This window comes from Ureibacillus terrenus (assembly GCF_006569205.1).
GTDB lineage: Bacteria > Bacillota > Bacilli > Bacillales_A > Planococcaceae > Ureibacillus > Ureibacillus terrenus.
The window spans coordinates 37,463-60,036 of record NZ_VIGD01000013.1 but is presented as its reverse complement, the minus strand read 5'-3'; the positions used below and the strand labels follow the sequence as shown (position 1 = coordinate 60,036).

Annotated in this window: 29 protein-coding genes; 26 read left to right on the top strand and 3 right to left on the bottom strand. The window is 41.9% G+C overall.

Annotated elements, in window-relative coordinates; all coding sequences use genetic code 11:
- The first annotated feature begins 167 nt into the window (after positions 1 to 167).
- From FKZ59_RS10685 to FKZ59_RS10590, 20 genes are all read left to right on the top strand, one after another.
- Positions 168 to 1,232 (top strand): sulfate ABC transporter substrate-binding protein, encoded by a 1,065-nt coding sequence (locus tag FKZ59_RS10685; protein WP_141602744.1) that lies wholly within the window; start codon positions 168 to 170, stop codon positions 1,230 to 1,232.
- Between the two features lie 103 nt (positions 1,233 to 1,335).
- On the top strand, positions 1,336 to 2,169 hold the full coding sequence (cysT, locus tag FKZ59_RS10680; protein WP_141602743.1) for a sulfate ABC transporter permease subunit CysT: 834 nt from the start codon (positions 1,336 to 1,338) through the stop codon (positions 2,167 to 2,169).
- Positions 2,170 to 2,185: 16 nt separating this feature from the next.
- Positions 2,186 to 3,061 carry a sulfate ABC transporter permease subunit CysW gene (cysW, locus tag FKZ59_RS10675; protein WP_141602742.1) on the top strand — a complete coding sequence of 292 codons (876 nt, stop codon included), beginning with the start codon at positions 2,186 to 2,188 and terminating at the stop codon, positions 3,059 to 3,061.
- Between the two features lie 10 nt (positions 3,062 to 3,071).
- A complete protein-coding gene (locus tag FKZ59_RS10670) occupies positions 3,072 to 4,142 on the top strand; it encodes a sulfate/molybdate ABC transporter ATP-binding protein (protein ID WP_141602741.1) in 1,071 nt (356 codons plus the stop codon).
- A gap of 38 nt (positions 4,143 to 4,180) precedes the next feature.
- A complete protein-coding gene (locus FKZ59_RS10665; RefSeq protein WP_141602740.1) occupies positions 4,181 to 5,383 on the top strand; it encodes an acyl-CoA dehydrogenase family protein in 1,203 nt (400 codons plus the stop codon).
- Between the two features lie 14 nt (positions 5,384 to 5,397).
- Positions 5,398 to 6,729: an LLM class flavin-dependent oxidoreductase gene (locus FKZ59_RS10660; protein WP_141602739.1), complete on the top strand. Its 1,332-nt coding sequence runs from the start codon at positions 5,398 to 5,400 to the stop codon at positions 6,727 to 6,729.
- Between the two features lie 116 nt (positions 6,730 to 6,845).
- A complete protein-coding gene (locus FKZ59_RS10655) occupies positions 6,846 to 7,643 on the top strand; it encodes an ABC transporter ATP-binding protein (protein ID WP_141602738.1) in 798 nt (265 codons plus the stop codon).
- Positions 7,644 to 8,729, top strand: a complete 1,086-nt coding sequence (locus tag FKZ59_RS10650; RefSeq protein WP_141602737.1) for an ABC transporter substrate-binding protein — start codon at positions 7,644 to 7,646, stop codon at positions 8,727 to 8,729.
- Positions 8,730 to 8,743: 14 nt separating this feature from the next.
- Positions 8,744 to 9,508 carry an ABC transporter permease gene (locus tag FKZ59_RS10645; RefSeq protein ID WP_141602736.1) on the top strand — a complete coding sequence of 255 codons (765 nt, stop codon included), beginning with the start codon at positions 8,744 to 8,746 and terminating at the stop codon, positions 9,506 to 9,508.
- A gap of 28 nt (positions 9,509 to 9,536) precedes the next feature.
- Positions 9,537 to 10,058, top strand: coding sequence for a thiol-disulfide oxidoreductase ResA (resA, locus tag FKZ59_RS10640; protein WP_141602735.1), 522 nt, complete (start codon positions 9,537 to 9,539; stop codon positions 10,056 to 10,058).
- Positions 10,059 to 10,306: 248 nt separating this feature from the next.
- The gene (locus FKZ59_RS10635; protein ID WP_141602734.1) at positions 10,307 to 10,753 is read left to right on the top strand and encodes a riboflavin kinase; all 447 of its coding nucleotides are present in this window, start codon (positions 10,307 to 10,309) and stop codon (positions 10,751 to 10,753) included.
- A complete protein-coding gene (locus tag FKZ59_RS10630) occupies positions 10,719 to 11,015 on the top strand; it encodes a hypothetical protein (protein WP_141602733.1) in 297 nt (98 codons plus the stop codon). The genes FKZ59_RS10635 and FKZ59_RS10630 overlap by 35 nt, the downstream gene beginning before the upstream one ends.
- Positions 11,016 to 11,094: 79 nt before the next feature.
- A complete protein-coding gene (ssuE, locus tag FKZ59_RS10625; protein ID WP_141602732.1) occupies positions 11,095 to 11,631 on the top strand; it encodes an NADPH-dependent FMN reductase in 537 nt (178 codons plus the stop codon).
- A 37-nt stretch (positions 11,632 to 11,668) separates the two neighbouring features.
- Entirely contained in the window at positions 11,669 to 11,818 is a 150-nt protein-coding gene (locus FKZ59_RS10620) for a YezD family protein (RefSeq protein ID WP_141602731.1), read from the top strand.
- A gap of 117 nt (positions 11,819 to 11,935) precedes the next feature.
- Entirely contained in the window at positions 11,936 to 12,790 is an 855-nt protein-coding gene (locus FKZ59_RS10615) for a DUF72 domain-containing protein (RefSeq protein WP_141602730.1), read from the top strand.
- On the top strand, positions 12,790 to 13,611 hold the full coding sequence (locus FKZ59_RS10610; protein WP_141602729.1) for a sulfite exporter TauE/SafE family protein: 822 nt from the start codon (positions 12,790 to 12,792) through the stop codon (positions 13,609 to 13,611). Before FKZ59_RS10615 ends, FKZ59_RS10610 begins: the two co-directional genes overlap by 1 nt.
- A 21-nt stretch (positions 13,612 to 13,632) precedes the next feature.
- Entirely contained in the window at positions 13,633 to 14,997 is a 1,365-nt protein-coding gene (locus tag FKZ59_RS10605) for a bifunctional metallophosphatase/5'-nucleotidase (protein WP_141602728.1), read from the top strand.
- Between the two features lie 82 nt (positions 14,998 to 15,079).
- Positions 15,080 to 15,856 carry a sporulation protein YunB gene (gene yunB, locus FKZ59_RS10600; RefSeq protein ID WP_246045872.1) on the top strand — a complete coding sequence of 259 codons (777 nt, stop codon included), beginning with the start codon at positions 15,080 to 15,082 and terminating at the stop codon, positions 15,854 to 15,856.
- Positions 15,857 to 15,966: 110 nt separating this feature from the next.
- Positions 15,967 to 16,866, top strand: a complete 900-nt coding sequence (gene lipA / locus FKZ59_RS10595; RefSeq protein ID WP_141602727.1) for a lipoyl synthase — start codon at positions 15,967 to 15,969, stop codon at positions 16,864 to 16,866.
- Between the two features lie 28 nt (positions 16,867 to 16,894).
- The gene (locus FKZ59_RS10590) at positions 16,895 to 17,233 is read left to right on the top strand and encodes a YutD family protein (RefSeq protein ID WP_141602726.1); all 339 of its coding nucleotides are present in this window, start codon (positions 16,895 to 16,897) and stop codon (positions 17,231 to 17,233) included.
- Between the two features lie 58 nt (positions 17,234 to 17,291).
- Here FKZ59_RS10590 and FKZ59_RS10585 read toward each other — a convergent pair whose 3' ends face one another.
- On the bottom strand, positions 17,292 to 17,558 hold the full coding sequence (locus FKZ59_RS10585) for a DUF3055 domain-containing protein (protein WP_141602725.1): 267 nt from the start codon (positions 17,556 to 17,558) through the stop codon (positions 17,292 to 17,294).
- Between the two features lie 85 nt (positions 17,559 to 17,643).
- On the opposite strand from FKZ59_RS10585, the gene FKZ59_RS10580 reads away from it, so the two are divergent.
- Together FKZ59_RS10580 and FKZ59_RS10575 are read left to right on the top strand one after the other, a co-directional pair.
- Entirely contained in the window at positions 17,644 to 18,096 is a 453-nt protein-coding gene (locus FKZ59_RS10580; RefSeq protein ID WP_141602724.1) for a DUF86 domain-containing protein, read from the top strand.
- Positions 18,093 to 18,857 carry a TIGR01457 family HAD-type hydrolase gene (locus tag FKZ59_RS10575; protein ID WP_141602723.1) on the top strand — a complete coding sequence of 255 codons (765 nt, stop codon included), beginning with the start codon at positions 18,093 to 18,095 and terminating at the stop codon, positions 18,855 to 18,857. Before FKZ59_RS10580 ends, FKZ59_RS10575 begins: the two co-directional genes overlap by 4 nt.
- 58 nt (positions 18,858 to 18,915) lie before the next feature.
- Here FKZ59_RS10575 and FKZ59_RS10570 read toward each other — a convergent pair whose 3' ends face one another.
- Entirely contained in the window at positions 18,916 to 19,152 is a 237-nt protein-coding gene (locus FKZ59_RS10570; protein WP_141602722.1) for a YuzB family protein, read from the bottom strand.
- Between the two features lie 177 nt (positions 19,153 to 19,329).
- On the opposite strand from FKZ59_RS10570, the gene FKZ59_RS10565 reads away from it, so the two are divergent.
- A complete protein-coding gene (locus FKZ59_RS10565; RefSeq protein WP_141602721.1) occupies positions 19,330 to 20,400 on the top strand; it encodes an NAD(P)/FAD-dependent oxidoreductase in 1,071 nt (356 codons plus the stop codon).
- A 63-nt stretch (positions 20,401 to 20,463) separates the two neighbouring features.
- Here FKZ59_RS10565 and FKZ59_RS10560 read toward each other — a convergent pair whose 3' ends face one another.
- Positions 20,464 to 20,793, bottom strand: a complete 330-nt coding sequence (locus FKZ59_RS10560; RefSeq protein WP_141602720.1) for a YuzD family protein — start codon at positions 20,791 to 20,793, stop codon at positions 20,464 to 20,466.
- Between the two features lie 85 nt (positions 20,794 to 20,878).
- Between FKZ59_RS10560 and FKZ59_RS10555 the strand changes: the two genes are divergently transcribed.
- The 3 genes from FKZ59_RS10555 (at position 20,879) to FKZ59_RS10540 (ending at position 22,528) form a co-directional block, all read left to right on the top strand.
- Entirely contained in the window at positions 20,879 to 21,115 is a 237-nt protein-coding gene (locus tag FKZ59_RS10555) for a NifU family protein (RefSeq protein WP_141602719.1), read from the top strand.
- 319 nt (positions 21,116 to 21,434) lie between these two features.
- Positions 21,435 to 21,806 (top strand): HesB/IscA family protein, encoded by a 372-nt coding sequence (locus FKZ59_RS10550; protein WP_141602718.1) that lies wholly within the window; start codon positions 21,435 to 21,437, stop codon positions 21,804 to 21,806.
- 224 nt (positions 21,807 to 22,030) lie between these two features.
- Positions 22,031 to 22,528 carry an NUDIX domain-containing protein gene (locus FKZ59_RS10540; RefSeq protein WP_141602716.1) on the top strand — a complete coding sequence of 166 codons (498 nt, stop codon included), beginning with the start codon at positions 22,031 to 22,033 and terminating at the stop codon, positions 22,526 to 22,528.
- The last annotated feature ends 46 nt before the right edge of the window (positions 22,529 to 22,574 follow it).

Sequence of the window (22,574 nt, the reverse complement as noted above, 5' to 3'; positions counted from 1 at the left end):
ATCGGAAATATTGGATTATTGTATTTCTCAAGAGAATCTTGGTAAACAATCAGGTAACTGATCAGACAAACTGAAGGTTGCCTACAGTTCTTCCGTTTATTTTGTTTTCAGGGGGGATTGTAGGCAGCCTTTCTTTATTCAAGATTTAAGAAAAAGGGGAGATTAAGATGAAGAAAAAGCAACGAAAACTACTTTTGCTTGGAATTATTTCGCTTTTCCTTTTCTTGGCTGCCTGCGGAAATCAGGAAGGGGCAAATGACAATGAAACATCCAAAAATGCCGGTGAAAACAAATCTTCAAAAGAGCCGGTTGAACTGTTGAATGTTTCATACGATCCGACACGGGAATTATATGAAGAATACAATAAAGAATTTATCGCTTATTGGAAAGAAAAAACAGGCCAGGATGTAAAAATCCAGCAATCCCATGGAGGATCAGGAAAACAGGCAAGATCCGTCATTGACGGAATCGAAGCGGATGTTGTCACACTGGCTTTGGCTTATGACATCGACGAGATTGCACAGACCCGCCAATTATTAAATGATGATTGGCAAAAAGAATTTGAACACAACTCTTCTCCATATACTTCAACAATTGTCTTTTTGGTCCGCAAAGGCAATCCAAAAAATATTAAGGATTGGGATGATTTGACGAAAGATGGCGTTTCAGTCATCACTCCAAACCCGAAAACAAGCGGAGGAGCGCGCTGGAACTATTTGGCGGCATGGGCGTTTGCAAGCAGAAAATACAACGGCGATGAGGCCAAAATCAAACAATTTATGAAAGATCTTTACAGCAATGTGGAAGTGCTGGATTCAGGAGCGCGCGGTTCTACGACGACTTTCGTGGAACGCGGGATCGGTGATGTGCTGATTGCATGGGAAAATGAAGCATATCTTTCCTTGAAAGAATTCGGCGAAGATGAATTTGAAATTGTAACTCCTTCTTTAAGCATTTTGGCTGAACCTCCGGTGGCCATTGTGGACAAAGTCGTGGATAAAAAAGGAACACGCGAAGTGGCGGAAGCTTACCTGAAATATCTATATGGCGAAAAAGGCCAAGAAATTGCGGCGAAAAACTTCTACCGTCCACGCGATCAAAAAGTGTTTGAAAAATATAAAGATCAATTCCAGGATTTAGAATTGGTGACAATCGATGAATTCGGCGGCTGGAAGGAAGCGCAAAAAACGCATTTTGCAGATGGAGGAACATTCGACGAAATTTATCAATAAACAAAATAGGAAATGATTTCCCTCCGGAATTTTCAAGGTCAGCATAGGGGAACGGAGCAGCCTCCTTCCTTTATGCTGAATCTTCATAATGGGGTGATAAAAAGTGGAGTTTACATTAAGAAAGAGAAAAAGTAATACAATTATTCCCGGATTTTCTCTGACCCTTGGATATACGATGCTATATTTAAGTTTTATTGTCATCCTGCCTCTGTCCATGATTGTGGTGAACACTCTTTCGATGAGCTGGGGCGAATTTTTCGAAACCATCACCCATCCAAGGGCGGTGGCTTCCTATAAATTGAGCTTTGGAAGCGCATTGGCTGCAGGGTTGATCAATGTGATATTTGGAACAATCATTGCATGGGTGCTGATCCGATATGACTTTCCAGGAAAAAAGATTATCGACGGGCTTGTAGATTTGCCATTTGCTTTGCCGACCGCGGTTGCCGGGATTGCGTTGACAACGCTTTACGCCCCAAGCGGTTGGATCGGGAAGTTTTTTGATTTTAAAATTTCCTACACACCCCTTGGAATCGTGATTGCGTTGACTTTTATCGGATTGCCGTTTGTCGTCCGGACTGTGCAGCCTGTCTTGCAAAATCTGGGGAGAGAAGTGGAAGAAGCCTCGGCAAGTCTCGGGGCAAACAGATTCCAAACCTTTGTCAAGGTGATTCTGCCTGAATTATATCCGGCGATGATTACCGGTTTTTCATTGGCTTTTTCAAGATCACTTGGCGAATACGGTTCAGTAGTATTTATTGCAGGAAATATGCCGATGAAAACGGAAATTACGCCGCTCATTATTATGACGAAACTGGAACAGTACGATTATGTGGGCGCTACAGCCATTGCGGTTGTGATGCTCGTCGGTTCCTTTATTATTCTATTGTTCATCAATTTGATCCAATGGAGAATGAACCGGAAATTCAATTATTAGGAAGGATGGCAAATGAATGACGAAACCGTTGGATGTGGACCGGAAAATGCCGATTGTAAAAAAAGCTGTCTCAAATCCTTATCCGTTGAAGGAATCGGCGATTGTGAAATGGTCGTTGATTACGATTTCATTGCTTTATATCAGCCTATTTTTAATTCTTCCTTTGATTTCGATTTTTGTGACTGCACTTGAAAAAGGATGGGAAACGTATGTCGCGTCCATTGTTCATCCCGATGCCCTCGCCGCCATCAAGCTGACCATCACCGTTGCGCTGATTGTCGTCCCGTTGAATGCGGTTTTCGGGATTGCCGCAGCCTGGCTGATCACCAAATTTACATTCAGAGGGAAAAATTTGCTTGTCACTTTGATTGACTTGCCTTTTGCCGTTTCCCCCGTCATTGCAGGTCTGATTTTTATTTTGCTGTTCGGAGCGCAAGGATTGTTTGGCGATTGGCTTTTTGAACATGACATCAAAATCGTCTTTGCTTTGCCGGGCATTATTCTTGCAACATTGTTTGTGACATTTCCCTTTGTTGCAAGGGAGTTGATTCCTTTAATGCAAACCCAAGGGATTACGGAAGAGGAAGCTTCGATTTCGTTGGGAGCAAGCGGATGGAAGACATTTTTCTATGTAACATTGCCGAATATCAAATGGGGGTTATTGTACGGACTGATTTTGTGCAACGCCCGCGCAATCGGGGAGTTCGGCGCGGTATCGGTCGTGTCGGGGCATATTCGGGGAGAAACGAACACGATGCCCTTACATATCGAAATTTTATATAACGAATACCAGTTTACGGCGGCGTTCGCTGTCGCTTCGATCATGTCCATATTGGCGATTTTGACCATCATCATAAAGCATATCGCTTCATGGAAAGCGAAAGAATTTTAGGGGGATTTTTATGGGGATTCAAATCAAAAATGTGTCAAAGTCCTTTGGTTCCGTAAAGGTTTTAAAAGATATCAGCGTCGACATAAAATCCGGGGAACTCATCGCCCTCCTCGGACCTTCAGGATCGGGGAAGACCACGTTATTAAGGATTCTTGCAGGATTGGAAGGGCTGGATGAAGGGACGATTTTATTCGATGGAGAGGACATTACCAATGTCAGTCCGAAAGAGCGGAAAATCGGTTTCGTATTTCAACATTATGCTCTATTCCGGCATATGAACGTGTTTGAAAATGTCGCCTATGGTTTAAAAGTGCGGCCGAGAAAAACGAGACCTTCCAAAAAAGAGATCGAGAGAAAAGTGAATGAATTATTGTCGCTCGTAAAATTGGAAAATTTCCAAGACCGCTATCCTTCCCAACTTTCAGGAGGGCAACGTCAACGTGTGGCATTGGCTAGGGCATTGGCCGTGGAACCGAAAGTGCTGCTTTTGGATGAACCGTTCGGAGCATTGGATGCAAAGGTGCGAAAAGAGCTCCGGAGATGGCTTCGCCAACTGCATAATGAGTTTCATGTGACGAGCATTTTCGTGACCCACGATCAGGAAGAAGCCCTTGATGTGGCAGACCGGATCATTGTCATGAACAATGGAAAAATCGAACAAATCGGTACGCCGGATGAAGTGTATGAAAATCCAAAAAGCCCATTTGTCTATGATTTCTTGGGAAATGTAAATATCTTCAGAGGGCGTTTGCAAAACGGAAAATTGAAGCAGGGGCAATTTGAAATCAACGCTCCTCATTATCTGGATTCCCATGATGATGCAGTTGGATATGCCCGCCCGCATGACATTTTAATTGAAAAGGAACAGGTGGACAATGAAACGGTTCCCGCCAAAATCTCCTTTATCCACATTGTCGGGCCAACTGCTCGGATCGAATTGAAAAGGGAAGACAACGGGGAATATTTGGAGGCGGAATTGCCAAAAGAGCAATTTAAAAATTTACAGATTCAAAAAGGCGAAGTGGTATATGTACGTCCAAAACAATTAAAAGTGTTCATACCGGAAGATTTCTCGATATAAATGGATCCGGATAGAACAAAATTGGAGGAAGATTGATCATGAACAGAAGTAATCAAACAATTCGCAATGAAAGGGATCAACAATTGGTCGATTATGCGGAACGCGTTGCAAAGCAAATCAGCGAAACCGCAGGGAAAATTGATGAATCGGGGGAATTTCCTTTCGAACATTTTGAAATTTTGAAAAAGGAGGGCTATTTGAAATTGGTCATCCCGAAAGAATATGGCGGGGATGAGCTCTCCTTATATGAAATTTTGCTTGTCCAAGAAAGATTGGCAAAGGCTTCCGGTTCAACCGCTTTGGCAGTAGGCTGGCATTTAATGACATTTTTCAGCCTCAGATGTTTCAGACCATGGAAGGAAGAAATCTTTGCAAAACTTTGCCGGGCGGCAGTGGAAGAGGGATCGGTTTTAAATGTCTATGCAACGGAACGGGCGACCGGAAATATTGTCAGAGGCGCCAACCCGTCCACGGTTGCAAAGAAAGTAAAGGGTGGCTATGTCATTAACGGGCGCAAAGCCTTCGCGACACTCGCACCTGTTGTCAAACATTTTACCGTTTTGGCCTATGTCGAGGATGAAGATAAGGTTGCAGAGTTTTTAATCGAAAAAAACGATTCGGTGGAAGTTATTGATACGTGGAATGTGCTGGGCATGAGAGGAACTGGCAGCATGGATATCCAGTTAAATAATGTTTTTGTTCCCGAAGAAAACTTGCTTGCATACTCGGAAAAGGGAAAGCCGACCCGCTTTACCGGGCTAAGCAGCGCGTACACTTTGCAATTGCCCGCCATTTATTTGGGCATTGCAACAGCCGCACGGGACTTCGTTTTGAAATATGTGAACGAAAAATATTCTCCAAGTTTAGGGGGATATATCGCGGAGGCTCCACATGTCCAACAAAAAATCGGAGAAATGGAAATCCTGATTGCCGTTTCCAGAATGGTTTTATATCATGTGGCGGAAAAATGGGATAAAAATGAACATCTCCGTGACCAACTCAGCAATGAAGTGGCCATTACAAAATATACAGTATGCAATAATGCCAAAAAGATTGTGGAATTGGCCATGCAAATCGCGGGAGGGCATTCTTTATCGAAAGACTTGCCGTTGGAAAGATATTTCAGGGATGTACAATGCGGGGCATTCAATCCGCCGTTGGATGATATGGTCATCAAGCAAATAGCAAACGAATCCATCCAACACTATAAAAATTCCGTGAAAATTGAAGAATTAGTTTGAGGAGGTATGGTGTCATGACTAACGGAAAACGGATGTTGCTAGGTTCCTTTTTCCAAACGTTTTTAGGCCATCATTTGGCTGCCTGGAGATATCCTGAAACAAAAACGGAAGAAGTGACAAAACTGTCGCTATATAAAGAGATTGCGGAAATTTCAGAAGAGGGGAAATTCGATTTTCTCTTTTTGGCAGATGTGTTGGCCCATAATGAAGAAGATATCGCCTATACTCCCCAAATCCGGCTGGAAGCGACGACAATGGCGGCACTGGCTTCCGTTACAAAAGATATCGGGTTGGTGGCGACTTTATCTACTACCTTTACCCACCCATATAATGTGGCAAGACAGTTTGCGACAATCGATCATTTGAGCGGGGGAAGAGCGGCATGGAACATTGTTACAACCGCCCATGATCATGAAGCCGCCAATTTCGGATTGGAAGAGCAATTGGACCATTCCCTCCGATATGAAAGGGCTGACGAGTTTGTACAAGTAACGAAAAAATTATGGGATAGCTGGGAAAAAGATGCCCTTTTATTTGACCGGGAAAATGGAATTTTCTTGGATGAAAAGAAAATACATCCAATTTATCATGAAGGAAAATATTATAAAGTGAGAGGACCGATTAATATTCCAAGACCGCCTCAAGGACACCCGATATTGGTGACTGCCAGCGCTTCGGAAAAGGGAAGGGAATTTGCGGCGAAACATGCGGATATCTTATTTACGATTGCACCTTCTACAGTGGAAGAAGGGAAAGCGGTATATAACAGCATCAAACAAAAAGTTTCAGCGTATGGACGCAATCCGGAGCATTTTAAAATTATGCCGGGTATCGTTCCGTTTGTAGCGAAAACGGAAAAAGAAGCGAGAGAGAAGTTTGAGCAATTCCAGGAACTGATCCTTCCGCAGTTGGGAATCGGCTGGTTGTCCAGATATGTGGACCACGACTTGTCGCAATATTCGCCTGATGATCATTTGCCTGAATTGAAAGATGTTGATCAGGTCAATGGAGAAAAGGGACGTTTCAAACTTTTATCAGAGCTGGCGAAAGAAAGAAACTACACAATCAAAGAATTGGCCCGTTATTTTGTAGGTACGCAGGGACATTTATTTATTGTAGGTTCAGGCGAACAAGTCGCGGATAAATTGAGTGAATGGTTCCTCAATGGAGCGGCAGATGGATTTAATATTAAGTTCCCTTATTTCCCAGGCGGAGTGAGAGATTTTGTGGATCACGTCATCCCAGTATTGCAGGAGAGAGGTATTGTACAAACAGAATATGCAGGAGGCAATTTGCGGGAAAATTTAGGGCTGGAATATCCTGTTTCACAAAAACTAGAAGTGTAATAATCGTTTAAATCCTACTATTTTTATTTATATAGTACACAAAAGGAGGGAGCGATTGAATCCATGCAGGTGTTGGAAAAAGAAAAGAAATCAAGCCATGAACGTCATCAGCTCCTATTAAAATCAAGGCAATAAATGTAAGTTTTGGTTATAAAGATACGGAAATATTAAAAGATATCAATTTGGAAGTAAGGGAAGGGGAATTTCTCGTCTTGATGGGCCCCAGCGGTTCAGGAAAAAGCACTTTTTTACGGCTGCTTGCCGATCTGGAAAAGCCAAATTCCGGTGAAATCATTATCAATAATAAAAACGGGATTTCCGATATAGCGGTAGTGTTTCAGGATTATTCCCTATTCCCGTGGTTGACCGCAGAAGAGAATATTGTACTCGCTTTAAAGAAGCGCTTAAAAGGAAAAAAGTCGAAAAAAGAACTTTTTCAATTGGCGGAACAATATTTGACAATGGTGCAGCTGGGGCACGCAACTAAAAAATATCCCGGGGAGATGTCCGGCGGAATGAGGCAGCGGGCAGCCATTGCGAGGGCATTGTCGGTGGGATCGGATCTGTTGTTGATGGATGAACCCTTCGGTGCATTGGATCCGATTACAAGAATACAATTGCAAGAACTGGTATTACAGATTAATCAAGATCAAAAGAAGACCATCATTTTTGTCACCCATGATGCCGAAGAAGCCATCATGTTGGCGGATAGCATAGTGATGTTTTCGCCGGGGCCGCCCGGAAAAATTTTGGAATGCATCGATGTGCCCTTCGAAAAGCCGATAAACCGCAATGAATTGTTTGAAAGCCGGGAATTTATAGAATTTCGCGATGATCTATTACAACTGATGAACAAGGGAATCTTTGAAAAGTTGAACCAGAAAGAAGCAGTAGAGGATGGGGGAGGAATTTAAGTGAAATCACGTTTCAAAGGTTTATTTTACATTGTTTTTCTGCTGATTTTATCCGTTCAATTGGCCGCCTGCAATGGAAATGAAAATTCCAATGAAAATGCAATCAAAAAAGATGAAAAGCAATATCATCTCAAAGTGGGCTATTTAAAAATGAATGGGGCCCCATTGGCGGACATCGCGATTCATGAAGGTTTTTTTGAAGAGGAAAATTTGACGGTTGAAATGGTGCCGTTTAATGCTTCAACGGACGGAATCAATGCGCTGCAAACAAATAAAATTGATATCGGATTAACATTCGGAACAACGACTCCTTTGGCTTTCATTGCGCAAGGGGCGGATTTGGACATTATCGGCGGCCATATGGAGGGAGGCCATCCCGTTTATGTTCCGAAAGAAGATGCGGACAAATATAAATCATTTGAAGATTTCAAAGGAAAAACAATAGGCGTTGTACGATTGGGAGTGCCGGATATCGTATTTAAAACGGCCTTAAAGAAAGCCGGTTTGGATTTGGAAGAGGATGTAAAATTTGTCGAATTCAAAACGAATGCAAACCTGATTGAAGCGGCGGCAGCCCGCAAAGTCGATGCGGCCTTTTCGCTTTCCGGATTTCTTTCTCAGGCGACCGAGGCAGGTTTAGTTCCATTTATATGGAGCAATGATGTACAGCCAGGCCATGTTTGCTGCCGTGTCGTCACACGAGGGGATTACACAAAAGATCAGGAAATCGCCTTCAAGAAATTTTTAAAAGGCTTGATTAAAGCGGAAAGATTAAAACTGGAAAATCCAAAAATTGCGGTAGAAGCTTCCAAAGAACGTTTCAATTTATCCGATGAAGAAATAAATGAAATTGTAAATGAGGAGCATTTGATCAATTCGGCGGATCCCCATAAACATCAAGTGGAAGTATTGTGGGAACAAATGAAAGATCTGGGTTACATCGATGGGGATGCCAAAAACATTGATCTAAATAAATATTTTAATCTAACTTTCTACGAAGAAGCGCTAAAAGAATTAATGGAAGAAAATCCGGACGATGATTATTACAAAAAAGTTTTCGAGCGCTATAAAAAGCAGAATCTATAAAATGGGGTGGGTGGATGAGAAGAAACTTGAAACATTATTCGATTACCTTGGCCATTTTCTTCTTATTGATACTGATTTGGGTATATTTTACAAATTTCAGCGATTTGTTGAACCCGGTCATCTTCCCTCCGATTTCGGAGATTGCGGGGGCATTTGTAGAGGCATTTGACGAGATGCTCAAAGGATTTGCAAGTTCAATGGCTTTGCTCATTCCTGCACTCGCATTGGCATTCATCCTGGGTGTCGGTGGAGGCGTATTCTTTGGACTCCGGCAAAATTTAAGGGAAATTTTTTCTCCGTTCTTTCACGTATTAAGCCCTTTGCCGCCGACACTTTTTATACCGTATGCGATAGCATTATTGCCGACTTTTAAATCGGCCTCGATTGCAATCCTGTTTATTGGAGCTTTTTGGCCCATTTTCCTCGGAACCATTCAGGGAGTTGTCCTTATTGATAAACGCTATTGGGATAACGCAAAAATCATTGGTTTAAAAGGTATAGATTTTATCTGGAAATTCGTGTTGCCGGCAAGTTCACCATATATTCTGAGCAGCACGGGAACGGCTCTTATATTGTCTTTTATTGTATTGATCATGGCCGAAATGTTCGGTGCCGAGGCGGGAATGGGGCATTTCGTATTGTACTATACGGATTTTTCCCAATACGATTATGTATTGGCAGGAATTATATTCAACGCCATCATTATACTGACGATCATTCTAATTTTTGAAAAGGTCAAGAAACGCATTTTGTTCTGGATGAATTTAAAGAGCGACTAAAGGCTCCCCTTTGGAGTGAAAGGCAAAGATGAAAAAGCGTTATAAGAATATTATGGGCAAAGCGATGTTAACGATCCTCTTTCTGTTATTGGGCTATTCTGTTTATGCAGAAATCGTCATTGATAAAAAGAAAGAACCTGCAGATGCCGTTTTCGATTTCACATTGGAAGACCTTGAAGGGAATCAGCTTAGCCTGGAAGATTATAAAGGAAAGGGGATGGTGGTCAATTTTTGGGCTACTTATTGCCCTCCTTGCAAAAAAGAATTGCCTTATTTTGAAAAAATTTATCAGGAATATGGAAGCCAGGGTGTCGAAGTGGTGGCCATCAATGTCGGCGAACCGGTGATTGCGGTGAACTCGTTTCTATCAAAAAATAAAGTGAGTTTCCCAATTTTGCTGGATCAGGATCAGCAGGCAACCGAGGCTTTTAAAATCATCACTTTGCCGGTTACATTGTTTATAAACAGCGAAGGAGAAATTGTGGAAAAAATCAATGGTGAAGCATCGGAACAAATGCTGAGAGAAAATGTCATGAAAATCGTACATTAGATTTGCAAATGCATCAAAGTATTGAAACTTGGAAAATTTTTAGTCAATTACTACTGTTGCCACAGTCAAAATATGAAAATAAAAAAATCTCATATAAAACCTACAAAACACACTTGACTACTCAGGTATTATGTATTATATTGGAAAAAACAAAAGAAATCGCCCGACTAGACAAACTAGAGGCCGACTAAATAGTGTTTTGCTATTTAGTCGGCCTTCATTTTTATTATTCCAATTGGAGGGTGCAAATGAGCGCTTTACGACAACAACGGCCAATATTTATTGTGGGGAAGGTAAAAAGAGGAAAGCAACTTGGCAGACAACTCGGGTTTCCGACTGCGAACGTAAATCCTTTGGGTGAAGTCCAATTAGAGGGAGGGGTGTATGGAGTCTTTGTATACTTTGAAAAGAGAAAATATGCGGGCATTATGAATATCGGAATTCGTCCAACGTTCAATGACGGCCATCATCAAACCTTTGAAGTGCACATTTTTGATTTTGACGAAAATCTCTATGAAAAATATTTGACGGTCGAAATAGCCTTTTTTGTCAGAAGGGAACGGAAGTTTCATAGCAAAGAAGATTTAATCGGCCAAATCCATAAAGACATTCAATACGCTCGATCTCAATTTCAATCAATCGCTGGGGAGGGTGGCAATTTTGAAAAAAAGCAACGAACTACTGCACTTGCCTGATTTAAAATTTTCCCAATATTGTGAGGAGCATTTTTCGGTCAATAAAGGAATTTATAATACGATCGACCAATGGTTTTACCGGAAAGGCATAACGGATATATTGGAAAGAAGAGAAAAGATTATATTGTTTATAATAGATAACTGTTCAAACAAAGGAAAGGTGAAGTTCGGTCCAGGAGGCTTAAAGAAAGCGCTGGAAGATTTTTGGAATGAACAATGTCTCGTTTCAAATAATTCTTATTTTGCCTTAAAACATAGTTAATCTGTTGAAATAATAAGAAAAAAGGTTGAAAGAAACTTTTCATAATATAATTTATTTTTTCATCAGGAGGTCATATTAAATGGTTAAAGCAGTGATTATTAATGGAAGCAATAAAAAGGCATCCCGCCTGACAGGAATACATCAGTATGTTGAAAACTATTTGAAAAAGGCGGACATTCAAACGGATTCCATTTATGTTCATGAATTGCCCGCCCAGGATTTGATTTTATTGAATTTTGCAAGCGAGGAAATCCAAAAAGCCAACAAACTGGTGGAAGAAGCGGATATTGTCGTCATTCTGACACCGATTTTTAAAGCGTCTTATACAGGAATTTTAAAAACGTTCCTGGATTTGATTCCACAAAACGGTCTTGAAAATAAAACGGTCATTCCGATTGCCATCGGCGGTTCCATCGGCCACCTGCTTGCGATTGAATATGCGCTGAAACCTGTCGTTTCCGTGTTGGGAGCAACAGAAATATTGAAGGCCATTTTTGTCCTCGATCAGCAGGTAGAACGTTTGGAAAATGGGGAATACCGCATTGCCGATGAGGCCGTTCAACGCTTGAACGACCAATTGGAAAAAGTTTCTTCCCGGGTTTATGTTCATCAATAAATTGATTGAGATTCTTGCATGAAGGGGATGAAATGCTATGAGCAAAAGGGATGAAAAGCTGGAGCAAGTGCTGCAAAATTTAAAAAAGATCATTCCGACGATCCGTTATGGTTCCATCACCCTCACAATCCATGATGACGAAATTGTTCAAATTGAGAAAAGCAAGAAGATTCGCCTAATCAAGTAAATAAAATCGTCGGGATTGAAAAAAGTTCGATTTACGTATTGCGTAATCGAACTTTTTTCGTATAATCGTTTATACTTTTTTATATATGTAAAAATGAGATAAAATGGAGAGGGAGAAATGATAAAAATTGGTCTTACTGGATGGGGGGACCATCCTTCCCTTTATCGGGAAAATTCCTCAAAGAAAGATAAACTCTTTGATTATAGCGGACACTTTCCTATTGTGGAAGTGGATACCTCTTTTTATGCCATTCCATCTGTCAAAAACGTCGAAAAATGGACGGCGGAGACACCGGAGAAGTTTCAGTTTATTGTGAAGGCCTATCAAGGTATGACGGGCCACAATAAAGATGAACTTCCTTATCAGGATCATTCGGAAATGTTTGAAGCATTCAGGGAGTGCGCCGATGCTTTCCGGCAAGCGGATAAATTGGCCATGATTTTGGTCCAATTTCCGCCATGGTTTGACTGCACTTCCCGAAATGTGAAATATATCTTATATCTAAAACAGCAATTACAAGGATTTCCGATCGCGATTGAATTCCGGAATCAAACCTGGTTTCAAAACGGCAGAAAAGAAGCAACAATCCAGTTTCTCAGGGAAAATGGATTGATACATACCGTTTGTGATGAACCGCAGGCAGGAATCGGTTCGGTTCCTTTTGTTCCGGAAGCGACAAATAAAAAAGCGCTTGTGCGCCTTCATGGAAGAAATGTTTTTGGATGGAGAAATACCGGTGCACCCAACTGGAGAGAAGTCCGATTTTTATATGACTATAGTCAAGAGGAACTGGAAGATTTGGCAAAGCATATTAAAGAATTGGAGAAAAAAGCGGAAGAGATATTTGTGCTATTCAATAACAATTCAGGCCATCATGCGGCAGGCAACGCAAAAACGCTGCAGGAAATATTAAATATCCGGTATGATGGGCTGGCACCGAAACAATTAAATCTTTTTGAAGGGGAATTTTGATGGAATATTTACTACTGGCAATCATTGCGCTATGCGCTGGAATACTTGGTTCGCTCGTCGGATTGGGGGGAGGGGTCGTGTTAATTCCCGCAACCCTCTATTTCGGCGTTCAATTGGGATACTTCCCTGATATTACACCCCAACGGGTGGTCGGCCTATCCGTTGTCATGATGATTTTTACAGGGCTGTCTTCTACGATTTCCTACATGCGTTCCAAACAAGTCGATTTTATCAGCGGATCGATATTTTTTATCGGGAGTGCGCCCGGTGCGATTCTAGGGGCGTGGCTCAATAAAGGCTTAAATATCGATTCCTTCAATCTTTACTTCGGTATTTTATTGATTGTTTTGTCAACCTTATTATTTGTCCGCGATAAACTCAAGCCGATCCAATGGTTTATGGATCATGGCATAAAGAGAAGTTTTACAGACCGGCAGGGGCAGACGTTTGAATTTGGATATCCTGTATGGTTTGCGGTCGGCTTTTCCTTTTTTGTCGGGATGATTTCCGGCTTATTCGGCATCGGGGGCGGTTCGTTAATCGTACCGGCCATGATTCTGTTGTTCCGTTTTCCTGCCCATGTTGCCGTCGCGACTTCCATGTTTATGGTCTTTTTAACATCCATTGTCAATTCCATCAGCCATATCGCTTTAGGAAATGTCCCTTGGCATTATACGGTTCCTGTCATCATCGGGGCCTATTTGGGGGCAAAATTGGGAGCGGCTTTAAACAAGCGGATGAAATCCAAAACGGTCGTTCTCGTACTGCAAATCGTTATGGTGCTGATCGGGATCCGTTCTATAATAGAAGGGCTAGTTTAAATGTGAGAGATGGTGAGCAGTTTGCTTGAGACGATTCATTTCTACCATACAAACGATATACATAGCCATTTCGAATATTGGTTGCGTTCCCAATATTTCATTCGGAATGAGCGGCTTGCCTATGCGGAAAAAGGCGAGCCCAGTTTCTTGTTTGATGTCGGGGATCACTTGGACCGTTCAAACATTTATACGGAAGCGACCCTGGGGCTCGGGAATGTGAAGTTATTGAATGAGGCCCAATACGATGTTGTGACCATCGGCAATAATGAAGGCATCACTTTGGACTTTGACGAGCTGTACCATTTATATGATGATGCCAGATTTGAAGTGGTTGTCGCCAATTTGAAGGCGGCAAATGGAGAAAATCCAAAATGGCTGAAGCCTTATACCATTTTGAGGACAAAATATGGTACAAAAATTGGGGTCATCGGTGCTACCGCTTTTTACGAACTGTTTTATAAAGAGCTTCAATGGGAGATTACAGAGCCGAGAAAAGCAATTATCTCCATTGCCAAAGAGCTGCGGGGAGAAGTGGATATTTTACTGTGCTTGTCCCATTTGGGCATTACAGAGGATGAGATGTTGGCTCAGGAATGTCCTGAATTGGATGTGATTTTTGGCGCCCATACCCATCATTTTCTTGAAGAAGGGAAAATGGTGAACGGGGTGCTGCTCACCGGATGCGGCAAATTCGGCGCATATACCGGACATTTGGTCATTCAGTATGATCATGAACGCCGGAAAATTGTCCACAAGGAAGAAATGGTGATTGATAATGCGCTGTTGCCTGAAATCGAGGGTGAATTGGAGTTTTTGGAACAGTTGTCGCACACCGGCAAGGAGTTAATGAGCGAACCCCTTTTTCAATCGGCGAAAAGCTATAATAAGGAGTGGTTCCATCATTCCCAGATTTCAAGGCTTTTCGCGAAAGCGGTTTTGGAGCATACCGGCGCCGATTGTGCGATGTTTAATGCGGGCATCTTTTTGGATGGTTTGAAAAAAGGGAATGTGAGTAAATATGATATTCACCGCATTTTGCCCCACCCCATCAACTTATGTGTGGTGGAATTGACGGGACGGCAATTAAAAGAAGTATATTTGCAGGCGAAAAATGAGGAGTGGTCACAACTCGAGCTGAGGGGATTGGGATTCAGAGGTTTGGTGTTCGGCAAGATTTTAACCTATGAATTTTCCGTCAACAAGAACCGGGAGTTGATTGTAAAAGGAGAAGTCAGCGATCTGAATAAAACCTACCAATTGGCGACCCTCGATATGTTTACGTTTGGATACTTTTTCCCTAATTTCAAATATGCAAAAAAGAAATATTATTTGCCATATTTTTTAAGAGATGTGCTGGTGGAATATTGCAAACGCCATTTTTCATAATCTGCGCAAATGCGAAAACGGTGCAGAGGGGCCTTGAATAGTCATCTCCTCCTATTCATAACATGACATAGGAGGAGATTTTTTGTTTTCGAGAAGACCCCGAAGAATGATGTTCCGCGCGCCGAGAAAAAAAAGAAGAGCGAACCGGTTTGCTTTGTTTTTTATGAGTTTTGTTTTGACTGTGGTATTATTTTTATATTTTCTTAATTCCCGTTTAATGCCTGTATATTTGGATTATGCTGAAGTGCAAACCCGTAAAATCGCTTCCCATGTGGTCAGCAAAGCTATTAATGCGAGGACATCCTCTGTGCTGGACATCAATGAAATCATAGAAGATTTGCCTACGGAATCGGATTATATGCTGACGACCAAATTTAATACAGAAATCATCAATCAGGTGCGCGCGGAAACAACCACCCTCGTAAAAGAGCATCTTGAAATGGCGGAGAAAGGAGACTTATCCCAGCTTCCGGAATTGGATAATGTGGAATATGATGTTTCCGAAATTCAAAAGGGGGATGGGATTGTCTTTCTTGTTCCGCTTGCCCAAGCATTAAATCTTCCTCTTTTGGGAAATTTGGGTCCAAAAGTGCCGATTCGTTTTCACATCATCGGAAATGTTACAAGCGACGTCGGCACAAGGATTACAGAATTCGGTATTAATAATGCCCTGGTAGAAGTGAGCATTAACTTTAAAGTAAATGTCCAAATAATAGTTCCTTTTGCAAGCAAAACGACTACGGTGGAGCAATCCATCCCTGTAGCGATCGGTCTGACGAGAAGCCAGGTCCCAAATATTTATACAAACAATGGAGATGGGGCACAGCCTTCCATTGAGGTCCCTGTACCGATAGAATGATCGGAATTTTTCCTCCCCATATTTTTGTCAGTTGTTACAAAAGCGTGAACATGTTATATTGACAAGTAGATGGTTCTATTTTTTCTTAAATTGATAGGGGCTGATACGTAGTGAGCAATAAAGAAATTTTGAGAAAACCCGAATGGTTGAAGATAAAATTTAATACAAATGAAGGATATAGAGATTTAAAGAAATTGATGAGGGAAAAAAACTTGCATACCGTCTGCGAAGAAGCGCGCTGTCCCAATATCCATGAATGTTGGGGCGAACGGAGAACCGCGACGATGATGATTTTGGGGGCCGTTTGCACCCGCGCATGCCGGTTCTGCGCGGTAAAAACCGGGCTTCCGACAGAATTGGATCTGCAGGAACCTGAAAGGGTCGCGGATTCCGTCAAATTGATGAATTTAAAACACGTCGTGATTACCATGGTTGCGCGGGACGATTTGAAAGACGGCGGTGCGGGCATTATGGCGGAAACGATCCGGGCAATTCGTCGAAAATCGCCGCAAACATCCATTGAAGTGCTTCCATCGGATTTGGGAGGGGTGGAAGAAAACTTGCGCATCATCATGGATGCAAGGCCGGACATTTTAAACCATAACATTGAAACTGTACGGAGACTTACTCCACGGGTCCGCGCCCGCGCCACTTATGACCGTTCATTGGAATTTTTGCGAAGAGCAAAAGAGATGCAGCCGGATATCCCGACAAAATCTTCGTTGATGATCGGCCTCGGTGAAACATGGGATGAAATTTTGGAAGTCATGGATGATCTGAGGGCGAACAATGTGGATATCATGACCATCGGCCAGTATTTGCAGCCGACAAAAAAACATTTGCCTGTAAAAAAATATTATACGCCTTTGGAGTTTGGAAAATTGCGTAAAATCGCAATGGAAAAAGGTTTCAAACATTGTGAAGCGGGTCCTTTGGTCCGGAGCAGCTACCATGCTGACGAACAAGTAAATGAAGCAACGAAAACTGGACAGTTCCAAGCCGAATTGTAGTTCCGGTTTTGGAATTGGAGGTGTTTGGATGATTGTAGTGGATGGAATTGCTTATGAATTAATCGAGAATTATCGGGACGGCTTCCAAAATGAAGCCTTCATCAACCGATATACGGATGTGCTGGCAAAATATGATTATATCGTAGGAGATTGGGGATACGGGCAATTAAGATTAAAAGGATTCTTTGATGACCGGAACAAAAATGCCACTTATGATAACAAAATCAGCACGGTACAGGATTATTTGTTTGAGTACTGCAATTTTGGATGCGCCTATTTCATATTAAAGAAAATTGGCCGGGTATCCCAGGATAAACATGTATCAGCTCCGAACGGTCAGGTTCGCGAAAAAATGAAACAGCAATAAATATAAATGCAAGAAAATAGGAAGGCCATCTCCCAACCGGAGATGGCCTGTTTGAACTTTAAGATAATAATTCCATTAAATATTCTCTCAAATCTTCTGCTTCCTCTTCCGTTTTATTAAAAACATACTCCAGATAACCCGGCTCTTCCAAATCATCGGGACCAATGATGGCAAACCGTCCAAATTGCATATCCAAAACGAGCACTTTTCCGTAAAAGCGCGTCGACTGGATAATCGCCAAATCGTAGCGCAGCTTTTTGCCGGTGAAGCTGACGAATCTTGTCTTTGTATCTTCTATATCATCATATAAGAAAAAACGTTCCATCGTTTTTTGTTCTCCTTCCAATACTACACAATATGTTACTATAGATACGAAAGAACAATCAACTTTTGAATTGGAGGCATTGGACATGTATTTTGTGGATCGAAAGAAAATCGTGAACACTTTAGCATATTTGGACGAAATGATTGCCGTTTTTGAACAGGAACAAAATTGGCTTGAAAATGATATAAAAAAATTGGCGTTGGAACGCATCGCCCATAATGCCCTTGAATCCGTCATCGATGTCGGAAATTTGATGATTGACGGGTTTATTATGCGGGATCCGGGCAGCTATGATGATATTATCGATATTTTGATCGATGAGAAGGTCATTCCCGCAGAAAAAGAACAACCTTTCAAAGAATTGATCAGTTTGAGAAAAAATCTCGTCCGCGAATTTATTCAAGTGGATATTGAAAGGGTATATGAAGTATTGAAAAATACAGTGCCGTATTTAAAAACCTTCTCCAAAGAAGTGACGGAGTATTTGGAAAATGAATTGGGGCCTGTTTCCGCATTCCTGCCGGAGGACCGTGAATGAAACAGTATCGCGCCTTCTGTTTTGATTTAGACGGCACCGTGTATCGAGGCAAAGAAGCCATCCCGGCCGCCATCAAATTTATCCGCACATTGCGGGAAAAACAGCTGGATTATTTTTTTGTTACGAATAATTCTTCGAAAACTCCGTCCCAGATCAAGGAAGCGCTGCTGCGGTTCGGGGTGGAAGCGTCAGAAAAACAGATTTACTCCAGCGCTTTCGTGACGGCCAAATATGTCAAAGAACATTTCGGACAGGCCAAGGTGTTTGTGATCGGCCAGGATGGAATCCGTTATGCCCTTGGGCAACACAACATACACATCGTTGAAGAAAATCCGGATGTGGTTGTCATGGGAATTGACCGGATGATCACTTATCAAAAGTTGGCGAAGGCATGTCTGGCTGTCCAAAATGGCGCAACACTGATCGGAACAAATGAGGATATAAGGGTCCCGACTGAAGCAGGATTTCAGCCCGGAAACGGATCTTTCGTAAAACTGGTCGCCCAGGTATGCAATGTGGAACCGATTTTTTTGGGGAAACCGTCACCGGCCATTTTGGAGATGATTCGGCAGGGACATGGGTATCAAAAAAGCGAGATGGTAATGATCGGGGATAATTACGATACGGACATTTTGTGCGGCATCCGTTTCGGGTGCGATACCGTTCATGTAAACACCGGGGCCGTAAGCACGGAGAAGGTGAAAGAAAAAGAATTGCAGCCGACTTATTGTGTCCAGGATTTAAGCGAGTTCGAACTATAACCAAATAGGTTGAAGAAAGCGATGCAGGGGCTGTTGATCGTAAACAGCCCCGGATCTATTAAAAAAGAGGATTTTCCTCGATATATGCATAAATTTTTTTCGTCAGTTCTTCGGGAGTATCAGCCTCCACAATTTCGCCATTCACAAGAGCGTATAATTTTTCGGCACATAAAGAGCAGTGGCTTAGGCAATCATATTCAAGGACATCGATATTTGGATCGTTTTCCAATACATCATATGTTTCATAAGCTCCCATCGCCAAATTGGACATGCAAAATTCCACCAAAGGATTCAAGTTTGTTCACCTCGCTCAATGAAATCCTACTCTGAAAATTCACTTTCGTCAATGAATTGATTTTTTGTGAATCTTTTCACAAAAATCTATTGTGAAAGCTCTCACAATATTATATACTACTATTGATTGTGTAAAATTTGTGAACAAATTGGACAAACTAATTTAGGGGAGTTTTCTATGAAAAATCTTGTATTACTTGGCGGCGGTTACGGAAATATGCGAATTTTGCTCCGTTTATTGCCTAACCAGTTTCCTGAAGATACGAAAATTATTTTAGTCGACCGAAATCCATTCCATAGCTTAAAAACGGAATTTTATGCACTGGCGGCAGGAACAACGACCGATAAAAAAGTGCGCGTCGATTTTCCGGAACATCCGAGATTGGAAAAAGTGTACGGTGAAATAACAAAAATTGACCGCAAAGAAAAAAAGGTTTATTTGCAAGATGGCAGAGAAATCCCTTATGATGATTTAGTCATCGGCCTTGGATGCGAAGATGATTACCATAACGTTCCCGGCGCGGCGGAACACACATTGAGCATACAGACAATCGCCAACTCACGCAAAACCTTTGAAACGTTGTGCGGTCTTCCGGCAGGTTCTGTTGTCGCGATTGTCGGAGCAGGATTGAGCGGGATTGAAATTGCAAGTGAATTGAGGGAGAGCCGCAAAGATTTAATAATTAAATTGTTTGACCGTTCTCCTCGCATTTTGCGTTCTTTCCCTGAAAAGTTAAGCAGATATATACAAGAATGGTTTGAAAAAAATAACGTTGAAGTGATTCCGGAGTCAAATATCACAAAAGTGGAACCCGGAAAAATTTACAACCATGATGAAGTCATCGAGGTGGATGCGATTGTTTGGACGGCAGGCGTTCAACCGGTAAAAATTGTCCGGGAAATGGATGCACAAAAGGACAATAAAGGCCGTCCGCTTGTGAATCAATATTTTCAACTGGTCGATGACGAGCATGTATATGTTGTGGGAGACTGTGCGTCATCCGATTTGCCTGCAAGCGCCCAGCTTGCGGAAGAACAGGCGGAACGGATTGCGCAAGTGTTGAAATTGCGCTGGAAAGGCGAAAAGTTGCCTGAAAAAATGCCGCCAATTAAATTGAAAGGTTTTATGGGATCATTAGGGAAAAAACAAGGATTTGTTTATATCGCCGATAAAACGATGACCGGAAGAATTGCCCGGCTTTTGAAGTCCGGATTGCTATGGATGTATAAACGGCAAAATGACAATTAAAGGAAAATTCGCAAGTAACCCTTTTGTTACTTGCGAATTTTTGGTTTTTTTGGGACGGTCTAGCTATTCGGCAGGGACGAATCCCAATTTTTCAAGCGCTTTAAATATAGGCTGAATTTGGATATACCCTTCTCCTACCACTTCATCATTGATCAGGACGAGGGGATAAAAAAATTCATCATTATGAATGCGTTCGGCATACTTTTTGTCCCGCTCATCGGTTAACGGCTGATTGATATCTATGTAGCGCATGAAAAAAGGCTGATTCGGATATTTGCGGGTAATGGCGGCTTCCAGCCATTCATAAGTATCTTTGGAAGATGGGGCATTTACGCAGCTTGCGCAAATTTGATCAGCACCGTAAACTTCTATTAGCGGTACCAGTTTAATCATTTTTCAACCCTCTTTCGCAACATTAATAATGGATTTTTTCTCTTATTCAGATTATAATGATTTTAATGAAAGGAGTCGAGAGGATATGACAAATGCTGAGCAATTTGAACAAGTTAAAGAAGTTTTAGATAAATTGCGCCCGTTTCTGCTTCGCGACGGCGGAGATTGCGAACTCATCGATGTGGAAGACGGCGTAGTAAAATTGCGTTTGTTGGGCGCTTGCGGTTCATGCCCAAGCTCCACGATTACGCTTAAAGCAGGCATCGAGCGCGCATTGTTGGAAGAAGTGCCTGGCATTGTCGAAGTAGAGCAAGTATTCTGATTTAACAAGGCATGTTTGATTGAAAACGGTGTACTCTAAATGAGAATGGAGAGTACACCGTTTTTTATCATTCTTTATATTTCCTGATTTTCATTCATTGCCAATGGTATGAACATGTTCTTTAACCCATTCTGCTCAATTCCCAATGACTTCATGCAATTAAAATCATAAGTTCCCTTTTGAATGGGTTTAGTGATTCACATAAACAAGTATAGATTTGCAATGTTCCAATATATTAATACCATACCGGATTAAGAGCAGTTTCATTGTCAAAAATAGGTTTTCACTGCTATTATATTGTTTAAGGAAGGTGATACGGTTGACTACGGAAAAGAAAGTCATTGAGCTGACAGAAGCTGCCGCTTATCGCATTAAGGAAATGGCGAAGCATAACGAAGAAGAAGGTTCCTGCTTGCGTGTGGCCGTTCACGGCGGAGGTTGCAGCGGACTTACGTATGGCATGAATTTTGATCGGAACATCAATGAAGACGATTATACCGATGAGCAGCATGGTATTAAAATTCTGGTTTCCAAAGAAGATGCGCCGATTCTGATGGGAACAAAAATCGATTATAAACAATCCTTGATGGGCGGAGGCTTCACGATCGACAATCCGAACGCCATCGCCACATGCGGCTGCGGTTCATCCTTTAGAACGGCAAAGGTGGCCGGTACGCCGGAAGAATGTTAAAAAAATCGGATGAAAGATGGCCAAACAGCATATGCTGTGGACCTGCATCCCCCTGATTTTTCAAAATCGGGGGGATTTTTTTTATACAAAAATGAATCATTTGCAGGTGTTTTAAAACATCGTTTTCATGAATCACCTTTTGCGGGTTTATATCTTTCTCGATATGTTCAAAAACTTTTAAAAAATGTAAAATAGTGATGAGTAAGGACTGAGGGGGAGTATGTGTGAAGAATGAGCGTGGTAAAGTTTGGTTGGGAGCAGGGGCCGTTGTGGTCAACTCCGATGGCAAATGGCTTGTGGTAAAAAAGAAATATAGCGGCTTAAAAGGGGTATGGTCGATTCCCGCCGGATTTGTGCAATATGGGGAAACGGCGGATGAAGCGGCTCTCCGGGAAGTAAGGGAGGAAACCGGAATTCACTGTATCGTCACCGGAATGGTCGGTTTCAGAACCGGGGTCATCCGGGGAGAAGTAAGCGACAATATGGCCATTTTTGCCTGCAGACCGATCAATGAACATCAGCCGATACGGATTCAGGAGAAGGAATTGTACGATGCGAAATGGCTTTCGGTAAATGAATTATTAACTTGCGGAGAAGCTTCCGTCATGCTGCAGGAGATGGCAAGCGATTCATTGATCCGCCACCAGCTCTCAAAAAACGACGGGATCAATCCGGGAGACTGGTTCCAATACACGTCCTACCGCGTGTTTTTTAACAAATAAAATATATTTTTTTTGTTTCGGACATACATTAAAAATAATAATTTTA